The sequence below is a fragment of the Halomonas sp. AOP43-A1-21 genome (assembly GCF_052376775.1).
GTDB classification, from domain to species: Bacteria; Pseudomonadota; Gammaproteobacteria; order Pseudomonadales; family Halomonadaceae; genus Vreelandella; species Vreelandella colorata.
In genome coordinates, this window is record NZ_JBQSWC010000004.1 from 43,381 (window position 1) to 56,492 (window position 13,112).

11 protein-coding genes are annotated in these 13,112 nt (G+C 56.0%); 7 read left to right on the forward strand and 4 right to left on the reverse strand.

Annotation, left to right across the window (positions count from 1 at the left end; genetic code table 11):
• The first annotated feature begins 30 nt into the window (after positions 1 to 30).
• On the forward strand, positions 31 to 2,196 hold the full coding sequence (gene katG / locus ACT3R7_RS03595; RefSeq protein ID WP_193091139.1) for a catalase/peroxidase HPI: 2,166 nt from the start codon (positions 31 to 33) through the stop codon (positions 2,194 to 2,196).
• Between the two features lie 103 nt (positions 2,197 to 2,299).
• Here the strand turns inward: katG and ACT3R7_RS03600 are convergent, their stop codons facing one another.
• A complete protein-coding gene (locus ACT3R7_RS03600; protein ID WP_193091138.1) occupies positions 2,300 to 4,282 on the reverse strand; it encodes a methyl-accepting chemotaxis protein in 1,983 nt (660 codons plus the stop codon).
• 262 nt (positions 4,283 to 4,544) lie between these two features.
• On the opposite strand from ACT3R7_RS03600, the gene ACT3R7_RS03605 reads away from it, so the two are divergent.
• Together ACT3R7_RS03605 and ACT3R7_RS03610 are read left to right on the forward strand one after the other, a co-directional pair.
• Positions 4,545 to 4,712 (forward strand): hypothetical protein, encoded by a 168-nt coding sequence (locus ACT3R7_RS03605; RefSeq protein ID WP_225735999.1) that lies wholly within the window; start codon positions 4,545 to 4,547, stop codon positions 4,710 to 4,712.
• The gene (locus ACT3R7_RS03610; protein ID WP_193091137.1) at positions 4,705 to 6,216 is read left to right on the forward strand and encodes a sodium:solute symporter family protein; all 1,512 of its coding nucleotides are present in this window, start codon (positions 4,705 to 4,707) and stop codon (positions 6,214 to 6,216) included. The genes ACT3R7_RS03605 and ACT3R7_RS03610 overlap by 8 nt, the downstream gene beginning before the upstream one ends.
• 79 nt (positions 6,217 to 6,295) lie before the next feature.
• Here ACT3R7_RS03610 and ACT3R7_RS03615 read toward each other — a convergent pair whose 3' ends face one another.
• The 3 genes from ACT3R7_RS03615 to ACT3R7_RS03625 are packed head-to-tail and all read right to left on the reverse strand — an operon-like array spanning position 6,296 to position 8,675.
• A complete protein-coding gene (locus ACT3R7_RS03615; protein ID WP_193091136.1) occupies positions 6,296 to 7,225 on the reverse strand; it encodes a 5-oxoprolinase subunit C family protein in 930 nt (309 codons plus the stop codon).
• Positions 7,222 to 7,926: a 5-oxoprolinase subunit B family protein gene (locus ACT3R7_RS03620; RefSeq protein ID WP_192536674.1), complete on the reverse strand. Its 705-nt coding sequence runs from the start codon at positions 7,924 to 7,926 to the stop codon at positions 7,222 to 7,224. The genes ACT3R7_RS03615 and ACT3R7_RS03620 overlap by 4 nt, the downstream gene beginning before the upstream one ends.
• A complete protein-coding gene (locus ACT3R7_RS03625; RefSeq protein WP_193091135.1) occupies positions 7,923 to 8,675 on the reverse strand; it encodes a 5-oxoprolinase subunit PxpA in 753 nt (250 codons plus the stop codon). The genes ACT3R7_RS03620 and ACT3R7_RS03625 overlap by 4 nt, the downstream gene beginning before the upstream one ends.
• 452 nt (positions 8,676 to 9,127) lie before the next feature.
• On the opposite strand from ACT3R7_RS03625, the gene ACT3R7_RS03630 reads away from it, so the two are divergent.
• From ACT3R7_RS03630 to ACT3R7_RS03645, 4 genes are all read left to right on the forward strand, one after another.
• On the forward strand, positions 9,128 to 10,117 hold the full coding sequence (locus ACT3R7_RS03630; RefSeq protein ID WP_192536672.1) for a LysR family transcriptional regulator: 990 nt from the start codon (positions 9,128 to 9,130) through the stop codon (positions 10,115 to 10,117).
• A gap of 17 nt (positions 10,118 to 10,134) precedes the next feature.
• On the forward strand, positions 10,135 to 11,124 hold the full coding sequence (locus ACT3R7_RS03635; protein WP_192536671.1) for a TRAP transporter substrate-binding protein: 990 nt from the start codon (positions 10,135 to 10,137) through the stop codon (positions 11,122 to 11,124).
• A 71-nt stretch (positions 11,125 to 11,195) separates the two neighbouring features.
• Entirely contained in the window at positions 11,196 to 11,759 is a 564-nt protein-coding gene (locus tag ACT3R7_RS03640; RefSeq protein WP_192536670.1) for a TRAP transporter small permease, read from the forward strand.
• A gap of 45 nt (positions 11,760 to 11,804) precedes the next feature.
• Positions 11,805 to 13,109: a TRAP transporter large permease gene (locus ACT3R7_RS03645; protein ID WP_193091134.1), complete on the forward strand. Its 1,305-nt coding sequence runs from the start codon at positions 11,805 to 11,807 to the stop codon at positions 13,107 to 13,109.
• Positions 13,110 to 13,112 lie beyond the last annotated feature (3 nt).

A 13,112-nucleotide genomic window follows, 5' to 3' on the forward strand; every position in this document is an offset into this window, starting at 1 on the left:
GGGGTAAGAGCAATAAGGGGAAACGAACGCATGAGTGGTAAATGCCCGGTAATGCACGGCGGTAACACAGCCGCCAGCAAGTCCAACACCGACTGGTGGCCTAACGCCCTGAACCTGGACATCCTGCACCAGCACGATACCAAGACGAACCCGCTGGGTGAAGATTTTAACTATCGCGAAGCGCTCGAAACACTGGATGTTGAGGCACTGAAAGCGGACCTTCGCCAACTGATTACCCAAAGCCAGGAGTGGTGGCCAGCCGACTGGGGAAGCTACGTAGGCATGTTTGCCCGGGTTGCCTGGCATGCGGCAGGTTCTTATCGCCTGGCCGACGGACGCGGTGGTGGCGGCACCGGCAATCAGCGCTTTGCGCCGCTCAACTCCTGGCCGGATAACGCCAATACCGATAAAGGCCGCCGCCTGCTGTGGCCGATCAAGAAGAAGTACGGCAACAAAATCTCCTGGGCCGATTTGATGATTCTTTCCGGCACCATGGCCTATGAAGTCGCGGGTTTGAAAACCTTCGGCTTCGCGTTCGGTCGCGAGGATATCTGGCACCCTGAAAAGGACACCTACTGGGGCGCTGAAAAAGAGTGGCTGGCGCCTTCCGACAGCCGCTACGGCGACGTGGCAAAGCCCGATACCATGCATAACCCGCTGGCCGCCGTGCAGATGGGTCTGATCTACGTGAACCCGGAAGGCGTGAACGGACAGTCCGACCCGCTCAAGACCGCCGCCCAGGTGCGTGAAACCTTCAAGCGCATGGCGATGAACGATGAAGAGACGGTTGCCCTGACTGCTGGTGGCCACACCATCGGCAAGTGCCACGGTAACGGCACGCCCGGCGATCTAAGCCCGGAGCCCGAAACGGCTGGCCCCGAGCTTCAGGGCCTTGGCTGGATGAAAACCAAGGGGCGTGGCATTGGCCGTGATACTCTGGTAAGCGGTATTGAAGGCGCCTGGACCAAGAACCCGACGCAGTGGGACATGGGCTACTTCGAGATGCTGTTTGGCCACGAATGGGCGCTGAGAAAATCCCCCGCCGGTGCTTCGCAGTGGGAACCTGTCGACATTAAAGAAGAAGATATGCCGGTAGACGTGGAAGACCCTTCCATCCGCTGCATGCCGATCATGACCGATGCCGATATGGCCATGAAGGTCGACCCAATTTACAACGAAATCTGCCAGCGCTTCATGGCGGACCCGGCGTACTTTGATGATGTCTTCGCCCGCGCCTGGTTCAAGCTGACTCACCGCGACATGGGCCCGAAAGTACGCTACGCAGGCCCGGACGTACCTCAGGAAGACCTGATCTGGCAGGACCCGGTGCCCGCAGGGCCAGCCGACTACGACGTTGACGCCCTGAAAGCGCGTATTGCCGCCAGCGGTTTGAGTATCAGCGATATGGTCAACACTGCCTGGGACAGCGCACGCACTTATCGTGGCTCTGACATGCGCGGCGGCGCCAACGGCGCACGTATCCGCTTGGCACCGCAAAACCAGTGGGAGGGCAACGAACCCGAACGCTTGGCCCGAGTGCTGGCCGTGCTTGAGCCCATCGCCCAGGCAAGTGGCGCAAGCCTTGCCGATACCATCGTGCTGGCGGGCAACGTAGGCATTGAACAGGCGATAAAAGCCGCAGGCTTAAGCGCCACGGTGCCCTTTGCCCCCGGCCGCGGTGATGCAACGGATGAGATGACCGACGCCGAGTCGTTCGAGGTGCTTGAGCCGCTGGCCGACGGCTTTCGCAACTGGCAGAAAGATACCTACGTGGTCAGCCCCGAAGAGATGCTGCTGGACCGTACCCAGCTGCTCGGCCTGACCGCAGCGGAAATGACCGTACTGGTAGGTGGCATGCGCGTATTAGGCACCAACCACGTAGGCACTAATCACACAAACATCAGGCACAGCGTGTTCACCGAGCGCGAAGGCGCACTGACCAACGACTTCTTCGTCAACCTGGTGGATATGGCCAATACTTGGCACCCGGCGGGCGACCATTATGAGATTCGTGATCGTCAAACCGGTCAGGTGAAATGGACCGCCACCCGTGTGGACCTGGTGTTCGGCTCCAACTCGATTCTGCGTGCCTATGCCGAAATTTATGCGCAGGATGATCACGTCGAGAAATTTGCCCGCGACTTTATTGCCGCCTGGACAAAAGTAATGAACGCTGATCGGTTTGATCTAGCGTAACGTCACGCGCCCCAGAAAGGGCGCGTGAGCAGTAAGTACCATTGATGTACCCAGTCTTGCCCGCATCGAAAGATGCGGGCTTTTTTAGGGTAGAAGAAAAGGTTTAAAACGCTTCCCACTCGGGCTCGGCGACGGCCTTTCTGGGCTTGAGCGTTGAAGGCGCAGGGGAGGCGGCCGGTAAGCGAGGGCTGCTTGCTGGGGGAGTAGCGCTTGTGGAGATAGCTAGCGGCTGTGAATCGCCCAAAATAAACTCGCTCATCAACTGAGCCAGGCGCTCGGCGTTGTTACGCATCTGCGCGGCAAGGGAGGCATTCTGGCTAACCATGGAAGCATTCTGCTGCGTCATGGTATCCATTTCCGCAACGGCGGTATTGACCTGTTCGATACCTGCGGTTTGCTCGCGGGCGCCAGCGGTAATTTCACCAATCACGTCAGACACCTGAGTGATGCTGCGATGAATTTCCTGCATCTGCTGGGCGGCAGATTTAACGATATGGTTGCCTTCCTTGGCATGATTAACCGACACATCGATCAGCGCGCGGATATCTTGAGCAGCAGTTGCCGAGCGACTGGCTAGCGTACGTACTTCGTTGGCCACTACCGCAAAGCCGCGCCCCTGCTCACCGGCTCTTGCGGCTTCGACCGAGGCGTTAAGCGCCAGGATATTGGTTTGGAAGGCGATGGAGTCGATCAGGCCGATAATATCGCTGATCTTGTTGGACGACTCGCTGATCGCGCCCATCTTGCTTTCCATCTGGGTCATGGATTCAGTGCCGCGTTTGGAAGCGCCTGCGGCTTCAATCGCCAGGCCATTGGCCTGCTCAGACGCTTGCGACGTGTGCGCCACCGTTGAGTGGATCTCCTCCATAGAGGCGGAGGTTTCCTGGATGTTGGCCGCAGCCTGATCGGTACGTGAGGAAAGCTCATGAGTGCCATCCGCCATGTCGCTGGCACCAGCGAGTACCGTTTGGGCGTTATGGCGCACTTCCTGAAGGGTGCCCTGCATACGCTCAACGAACGCATTGAAACCGCGCGCCAGATCACCGATCTCGTCTTGTGATTTAACCTCCAGACGGCGAGTCAGATCACCCTTGCCCTGAGCAATATCGGCCATGGCACTAGCCGTATGCTTGATTGGCGCAAGCGAGCGGCGTGCCGCATAGGCAACTACCACGAGAAGCAATATCAGCAGCAACCCGCCCGCCAGCAGCAGGGATTTCAGCAAGCTGTTGGTTACGGCGGTAAAAGCGGACATCGGAACGGTCACGCCGACAACCCAGGAGGTACCTTCCACAGGACTCCACATAAGCCGGGTACGTTCGCCACTGGGCATGGTGATTTCACCGGAACCGGGGGCGCCGCTGAGAATTGACTGACTCAGCGCATCCAACCCCTGATACCCCTGAGTGCGGTCGGCGTCGGTATAGTTCAGCGACATGCGATACTCTTCTACCGGGTGGGCAATGACCTGACCCTGGCTGTCAATAAGCCAGCCGTAGCTCCCGTCGCCGACATTGATTGCCGAGGTGATATCAGACACAGCCGCCATGGACACGGTGATGCCGAGTAGCCCTGCGCGATTGCCGCGTTCATCGAAAACGGTATCGACTACTAACGCCGTTGGCAGTCCGCTGACCATGGAGATCACCGGGTCGACAAGCAGGCTATCCTGGCTGCCTTCAGAAATGAGTGTCTTGAAGTAGGAACGTTCCGAGATGTCTAGCGGCACGCCAGCATGGGTTATCGTGTCGCCCGAGGCATTAGAGAAAAAAAGCGACTCGATGGTGCCGCCCGGCGGGTAGCGTTTGGCGAGCCAATCAAGGTGTGAGGCGACAGGAACGTTTTCGGCGAGACGCTCATCCTTGGCCAGCACCGCATTCCAGTTACGGTAACCGTTGATCCAGCGGCCTATCTCGTCGGCGCGTGCCTCAACTTGCCGTGTACCGGCATTGTCGATCAGGTCAGGGATAGCTTGGTTGAGCTGCTGATTGACAATAACGCCGAGAATGACGGCAACAATCAGTAAAGGAAGAGCGACTGCACTCAGCAATTTTTGTGTTAATGATAGATGGGAAAACTTACTCATTTAGAGCCTCAGTAGATAGAAAGATGACCGTCAGGGTCAATGCTAATGCGCGCGTGTTTTTTTTATGGCGCAGAAACAGCTTTAGTTACTGGCGTACGTCTTAATAACGACTGTTTGTGCGCCAACTTGAATGAAATGTTAGTTTTTAACCGGTGCATACCGTGCAGAAACAAATGATTATTCATGCGCTAATAGCGACACTGCACATGCTTCTCCCAGCTTTGACAACCCAAGGTGAATCGTGAAACGAGGCAAGTGGATAATGACCGTTTGGCTAGTGGTACTGCTCAGCTGCGTAGTGCCCTACACCCTTCTGACAAACACTGCAGCCTGGTACGGCAGCTTTCTCTTCTGGGCTTGCGCTGGGCTCGTGGTGATTGCGCTCAATATCTTTATTACCCGGGATTTTAAGGAACACGATCGTGACTGAGGCGATGATCTGGGGGGCCATTGCCCTCTACCTACTGATAGCGGTCGGTATTGCGGTTCTCTCGCGGCAGGGGGCTGCGAACAGTATGTCGGGATATTTCCTGGGTAACCGGCAGATGAACGGATTTGTCTCGGCGCTTAGCTACAGCGCAACCACCTATAGCGCTTTTATGATGGTGGGGCTGGCGGGGCTAACCTACGCCGGTGGCGTCGGCGCGCTGGGCTTTGAAATTATTTATTTTGCAGGCGTTTCCCTGGTAGCTGTTTTCGGTCCGCGTTTTTGGGCTGTCGGCAAAAAATTTGGCTTTGTAACGCCAAGTGAAATGCTTGGGCATCGCTATAACAGTAAGCCTGTCGCCATGGCCGTTGCGATTGCCAGCTGCATCTTTCTGATCCCCTACTCTGCCGTTCAGTTGGCCGGAGTGGGCTATCTTCTGGAAGGAATGACGGATGGCGCCATCACGTTCACCACTGGGGTGGTCATGGCGACGGTAATTGCCGTTTTCTTTTCCTATATTGCCGGTATTCGCTCGGTGATGTGGACCGACTCGTTACAAGCGCTGATGATGATTGTCGCCTCAACGCTGGTCGCTTTTTTGGTCATTCAAGGGCTGGGTGGTTTTAGCGGTCTGTTTGGTACGCTTGAGGCTGAGCATCCCGCTGCCTTGACCGTTCCAGGGCCAGGGCTTTTTAGTCTGGTTACCTTTTTGGGGCTAAGTATTCCCTGGTTCTTTTTTAGCCTTTCCAACCCGCAGGTAAGCCAGCGTCTGTTCATGCCTGCGTCGTTGCCCGCTATGCGCCAGATGCTGATTGGATTTTTGGTGTTTGGCTTTATTTATACGCTGGTGTCAGTGCTCTGGGGTTTCTCGGCACTGGCGGCGTTTCCCGATCTTGCGCGTGCCGATCTCGCCACACCGACGCTTTTGGCCTCTGACTTTGTACCGCCAGTGTTGGGTGTCATTGTTATGATCGGCATCATGGCCGCTGCCGTTTCAACGATCGATTCGATCATGTTAACCCTTGCCTCAATGCTGTCCCGGGATGTCTTTGCCAACGCCAAACCGAATGTGAGTGAAAAGCGTCAGTTGCTAATGGGCAAAATTGTCGTTCCGGTTATTGCCTTGCTGGCACTGGGCTTCGCCGAACTGCAGCTGGATTTGATCGCCGTGCTCTCTGTCGCGGCTTCATCAGGCCTGGTAGCAATGGTGCCGGCGATTATCGGGGCTTTTTACTGGAAGCGAGGCACCGCAGCGGGTGCATTGGCAAGCGTATTGGGTACCAGTGTGTTCGTGCTGGTGATGTATGCCACGGGTAATTCGCTGTTGGGTTTGCCTGCCGGCATTTGGGGAATTGTGGTGGCGACGGTGCTCTTCGTTGGTGTAAGTCTTTTGACCACGCCGCATACAGCCTCTGCGGAAGCATTCCTGAGCGCAATTAGTGAAGTGCTGGAACGTAAGAAGGGGACTCAGACTAATGCCCCCTTATCTAAGGAAGCGGCCGTGTAGGTTATCCAGTTTGAGCGGATTGTGGATGATTTAGAAAAGTGTACTGGTCAATAGGCACCTGCTCGGTGCCTATTGTTATTTACTCCCACACCGCCAGCTGGCGGCGGTGAGTAACCTGAGCCTGGGTAGCACTTACCGGATACAGCCAGACTTGTGTGCCGGGTAGGCACTGGGAAAGCAGCGCGCAGGCACTGGGGGTGAGTGCGCCGATGCGGGGGTAGCCGCCAATCGTCTGGCGGTCATTCATCAGGACGATCGGCTGGCCATCGGGGGGGATTTGTACCGCGCCCAAGGGAATGCCTTCTGAAACCACGCCTTCCAATTTGCTTTTAAGCGCTTGGCCGGTCAGCCGAATGCCCATACGGTCGGCGCGTTGGTCGACCGTCCACGGTTGGTTGAACGCCTGATAAAGGCTGCGCCCGGCAAAGTGGGCTACTTGGGAGCCCAGCACCAGAGGAAGCTGGCAGCGCTTTTGTGGCATGGGCAAACCGGCATTGTCAGGCAGTTGGCGGGGAGACAGCGCATCGCCTTGCCAGCTTAGTTGATCGCCAGTTTGCAGTGGCTTGCCGTCTTCATGCAGGCCACCAATCATTTCCCGCGCGGTGCAGGCACGGCTACCGAGTACCTCGGGGGCCTGCAGCCCGCCGGGAAATGCCAGATAAGCGCGTAGCCCGACGCACGGCTGGCGAAACGTCAGGCACTGCCCGGCTTTGAGAGTAAAGCACGCGTTAGGGGCGAGAGGCTCGCCGTTGATGCGGGCATCGAGATCGGCCCCGGCCAGCGCAAGGCAGACGTCGCTGTCGGCTTCTAATGTCAGGTTGCCGCCCATGACGATTTCCAGCGCTGCACTATTGGCCGGATTGCCTAGCAGCCAGTTCGCCCAGTGATAGGAGATCCAGTCGGCAGCGCCACTCTGGGTAACGCCCAGGTGGCCCACGCCGAAGCGCCCCGCGTCCTGAATCAGGGCAAGCGGCCCGGCCTGTTTGACGATCATGCTGCCCTGGCTCATGCGCGCTCCTCCAGTGGTGTGGTATCGCCGCCGGCGGCTTCAAACTCAGCTCTGGAGATGGACGTGAAGCGTACTTTGTCACCGGGGCGAAATAGCGGCTCACCGCGCCGGGCGTACTCGAATAGGGGAACCGCCGTGCGGCCCAGAATATTCCAGCCACCGGGTGAGAGCAGCGGGTAGATGGCCGTCTGCCGGTCAGCGATGCCTACGCTTCCGGCGGCTACGCGACGTCGTGGTGTCTTTAGGCGTGGCGTAGTCAGGCTTTCATCCACTAGCCCCATAAACCCATAGCCAGGAGCAAAACCAAGGGCGAACACGCTGTAGTCGTGGCCGCAGTGACGCTCGATCAACTGTTCAACGCTTAACCCCGCACGCTTGGCCACCTGTGGCAGCTCAGGGCCAACGCTTTCGTCGTACCACACCGGAATCTCATGCAACTGGCCGTTTTGGGTATCAGCGGGCTGCAAGTTTTTCAGCGCTTCGCGGGCAAGGGCCGTGGCCTCGACAAAGTCCATGGCCCGACAATCGTAATGAATCAACAACGTCGTGTAAGAGGGGACAAGGTCGATTAGCGCATCGCCAAAAGCGTGACGCAGGGCGGTGTCGGCCGCCATGACCCAGGCCATGTTGCGCTCGTCGATCGCATCGAACAGACGTACTGTCAGCGCATCCATGGCAGCGGTTTCAAGACGCAGTTTCACGCGGACTCCAACGCTTTGAAGGCATCACGGATGGCCCGTACGGCCGCAATTGATTCGGGGTTGTCGCCATGCACGCAGAGCGTATCGCAGGGCAGATGAAGCGCTGTGCCATCACGTGCGGTCAAGGCTTCGCCCTTGGCCAGCGCAATGGCCTGGGCCACGATAGTCGCCTGGTCGTGATGAACTGCACCCGCCAAGCGGCGCGATGCCAAGTGACCGTTGGCCTCATAGGCGCGGTCGGCAAAGGTCTCAAACCAGAGCGTGATGCCCATTTTAGCGGCTAGTTCACGGTGTGGCTCGGGATCGGCGGTGGCCATCACCACCAGCGGAAGGCGTGCGTCAAACGCTCGCACGGCGCGCATTGCGCCTTCCAGCAGCTCAAGGTTGGCAGCCATATCGTTATACATGGCGCCGTGCGGCTTGATGTAGCTAAGTTCGCTACCCTCGGCGCGACAAATACCGGCAAGCGCGCCCGCCTGATAAAGAATCATATCTTCGACTTCAGCCGCCGAGCAGGCCATGGTGCGCCGCCCAAAACCCATCAAGTCGGGATAGCCTGGGTGGGCACCAATGCGCACGCCATGCTGGGCCGCTAATGCCACGGTGTGACGCATAACGTGGGGGTCGGAGGCGTGGTAACCACAGGCGATATTGGCACAGTCAACGTAAGGCATGACCTCAGCATCAAGGCCAAGTGTCCAGTTGCCGAAGCTTTCGCCCATGTCGCAGTTGAGTAGGGGGATGACCATAACGACTCCAATTATTATCACGAGGGTTATTTGGGATGCGTTATTCAAACCAAACTAATATAGGGGAGAGGTTCTTTCACTTGCCAATCGTTTTTCACGATACTTAATATCGGCATCTTCTATCGTATTGTTATTTCTTAGAAAAATAGTTGACGATAGGGAGTAATGCTATTATCAACTAAATAAAAGCTCTCGATATAAAATAAAGAAAAGCGCGTGTTTGACCTAAGCTACTCACAATAACAGGTCGATAAAAAAGCGTTTTCCGGAGTGAATCATGCACTTGCCAGCCACGCACCATCAACGGGGCGGTTTACTGTCAGCGTTGGACTTGAAATTACATTGCAGGGATAGCTCGCTCTGCGGGCCAGACGTCTGCTTTGTGAGTCGATGCGCTTCGATAAGCAGCGTCGGTGTCTGTTGGTCATTGTATGTGTGGATTAGGCAACATTATGCTCGATTTCAAAGAACTTGAAGCCTTTGTTTGGGCCGTCAAGTTAGGGTCTTTTCGTAAGGCAGCCGTGCGCCTGCATCTGACCCAACCATCGGTCTCAGAGCGTATCTCGCGTCTAGAGGCAACGGTAGGCGAGCTGCTGCTTGAGCGCTCCGCCCGCCCGGTGCAACCTACAATGCGCGGGCGTGAATTTTTCCTGCATGCCGAGCGCATGCTCAGCCAGCGCGATGAAGCCATGAAACTCTTCGACAGTGAAGAGGATTATTCGGCACCTCTTCGGTTAGGCACTATCGAAACTATTGCTCACAGCTGGTTCCCTGAGTTCATGCGTCAACTCACCGAACGTTATCCGCGGTTAACCATCGAGCTTACGGTGGATTACTCGCCGGCGCTCAACGAGCGGCTGATGAATAACGAGCTGGATATTTTACTGGCAATGAATGGCTACCTACCGTCCAAGCAGATCGAATACGAAGCGTTAAGCCCGTACGAAATGGGCATGTTCGTATCTCCACGCCATGCAGAGATGCTCAGTGAGAACGCTGAGACTTGGTGCAAAAAGCTGCCGTTTATTTCGTTTGGCAAGTTGGCTCGACCCTACGAAGAGCTGGTCCAGTATCTGGCCGAGCAGGGCGTTACCAGCCCGCGTATTCATAGCGTTAGCACCCTGATGACCATTGCGCGCATGACGATGGAAGGCTTGGGCATTGGTGCGCTGCCGGTAGCCACGGTGCTTGATGAGTGGCGGCGTGGCGAGCTTTTGCGTCTGGCGTTACCGGTGCCGCTACCGGCGATGAACTATGATGTGATATGGCGTCGTGCCAATCATCCCCGCTTTTGTCGAGGCGTTGGCCGTTTAGCCCAAAAAACGGCCTGTGCCTACGCGCAGGAACGCCGTGTCGAGATGACCAATGCGTTATTTTCTGGGCACTGGATTCAACCGGGTGCCCCCGTAACCACTCCCAACGTAACCACTCCACTAATATGAATAAGAGGACTTATTCCATGCGTATGCGCATTGCGACCCCCCTACTGTTTGCTACCGCCTATGGCTTGGCAGCGACAGCTTCTGCCCAAGCGGCTGAATGGAACATGGCAACACCCTACGGTGATGCCAGCTTTCACACCAAAAATACTAAACAGTTTGCTGAAGATGTTGCTGAAGCAACCGATGGCGAACTGACCATCACCGTGCATAGCGGTGGCTCGCTCGTCTCCCACGGCGAAATCAAGCCGTCGGTACGCCGTGGCACGATTGATGCTGGTGAAGTTTTCATGTCGGTGCTGTCCAACGACGACCCGATTTTTGAGGTGGATACGCTGCCCGGCGTGGCTGGCAGTTACGATGATGCTTACGCGCTATGGCAAGCCACTAAGCCTATGATTACGGAGCTATTTGCCTACGAAGGCTTGATTCCGCTTTACGCCGTTGCTTGGCCAGCGCAGGGAATTTATACCGCCAATGAGCTGACAGACCCTGCGCAGTTTGAAGGTTTACGAGTGCGGGCGCCTAATATCAATACCCAACGGTTTGTGGATAACCTCGGCGGTAGCCCCACCGAAACCGAAGAGTCAGACATCCCCACTGCGTTCAGTACCGGCCGTGTAGACGCCATGATCACGTCAAGCTCTACGGGTAATTCCATGACGGCGTGGGACTACGTGTCCTATTACACCGACGCCAACTTATGGCTTCCGAAAAACATCGTGTTTATCAGCCAGCGCAGTTTTGATCGTCTGGATGAGGCGACTCAGGACGCCTTGATGGAAGCGGCTGAACGCGCTGAAGAGCGCGGCTGGCAGATGAGTCGTGACGATAACGATGCGAGCCTCGCTGCACTTGAAGAGAACGGCATCGCCGTATCGACCCCGAATGAAGAAGTCGCCGCGGCTCTTCAGGATGCGGGCGACAAGCTCTTTCAGGATTGGCTGAGCCGTGCTGATGACGAAGCAGAAGCTGCCTTGGAAGGTTACCGGGAGCAGCAAGGCAACTAAACGGCATAAGCCCTTTACGGAGGCGGCATTGGCCGCCTCTTTTTACCCACGCGCTCGGTGAGATAACGAACATGACGTTTAAATTCGACAGACTCTACCGTCTAGGTGCTTGGGGTGCCGCGGTGTGTATGATCGCGATTTGTGCCCTCATTGCACTGCAGGTAGCTTTTCGAGCCATCGATGCGCTGTTGATACTGGTAGGGCTAAACCGCCTCGGCATCAGTATTACCGGTGTTTCCGAGATGGCGGCCTATTTATTGGTGGGCGCCACCTTCCTGGGCTTGGCATATACCTTTGTGCATCACGCCCATATTCGCGTGACGCTTTTGATTTCACGGCTGCCTTCCGCCATTCGGGTGTGGTTTGAAGTGGCCGGTCTGCTGATTGCTTTAGCGATTAGCTTAATACTCGGTTATGGCCTGATTGGGTTGGCAAGAGAAAGCCTTCAATACAACGATGTCTCATCGGGTTTTTTATCCATACCGTTATGGATACCTCAAGGCGTCCTGGTCATCAGCGTAGGACTGCTTAGCCTGGCTCTTATCGAGGCGCTGATTATTGCACTGCGGATAGCAACGCGTGACCCATCTAGTTTTCGCGAAGCGATGTCCACCGATGACAGCGAAATGCACTAACTCTCTGCCAGCACTGCTTGGCCACGTTATGTTGGAGAAGACCTTGTGTTAACACTCAGTTTGGCAACGATTTTTACGTTATTGCTTTTGCTGGGCGGGGGCGTGTGGATCGCTTTTGCCCTAATCGGTACCGCGTGGGTAGCGCTGGCATTTTTTAGCTCGTTTGACCCAGGGCCGATTCTTGCGTCTGATTTTTGGGGGGCGAGCTATGGTTGGGATTTAACGGCGCTGCCGATGTTTATCTGGATGGGCGAGATCCTGTTCCGCTCTGGGCTTGCGGATAATATGTTTCGCGGGCTTTCGCCCTGGCTCAACCGCTTACCTGGGCGTTTGCTGCATACTAATATTATCGGTAGCGGTATGTTTGCAGCGGTGTGTGGCTCATCTGCCGCTACTTGCGCCACCGTGGGTAAAATGACTCTGCCGGAGCTTGAACGCCGCGGCTATGACAGCAATATGGCTATTGGTACGTTGGCGAGTGCCTCGACGTTAGGCCTGCTGATCCCGCCTTCCATCATGCTGATTGTTTACGGTGTCGTGACCGAGCAATCGATTTCACGACTATTTATGGCGGGCGTGGGCCCAGGCCTGATGATTCTGGCGATGTTTATGGCCTACCTCATACTCTGGGCATTGATTAAAGGTAATCGAGAAGGCCTTACCGGCGAAGATGAGTCTGACATGAGCTTCGCTGAGAAGCTGCGTAACACATGGGCGTTAATGCCAATTCTACTGTTGATTGGCGGTATCATCATCTCGATCTACGGCGGGCTTGCATCACCCACCGAAGCCGCGGCGGTCGGGGTCGTACTATCCATGGCGATTGCCCGCTGGAACGGTCACTTTACGAGCCAGATATTTAAAAGCTCACTATTCGCGGCTATTCGCACGGCGTGCATGATCGCGTTTATTATTGCCGGCGCCTCGTTTCTTACCTCCGCGATGGGCTTTACCCAAGTGCCCATGCAGTTGGCCCGCGCGATTGGTGAAATGGGATTATCACCCACCATGCTGCTCATCGCCCTGACCGTGCTCTTGCTGATTATGGGCTGCTTTTTAGACGGCATTTCACTTATTTTGCTGGTGACCGCGATTATCATGCCGGTGGTCAGCGCTGCGGGGTTCGACCTTATCTGGTTTGGTATTTATCTGGTGGTTGTGGTGGAAATGTCGCAAATTACCCCGCCTGTGGGCTTTAACCTGTTTGTTATTCAGGGCCTGACCGGCAAGGATATTTTAACCATCACACGCGCAACGCTGCCTTTTTTCCTACTGATGCTGCTGGCGATTGCCTTGATGCATGTTTTTCCCGCAATAGCGCTTTATCTGCCTTATGCGATGAATAGTTAACCT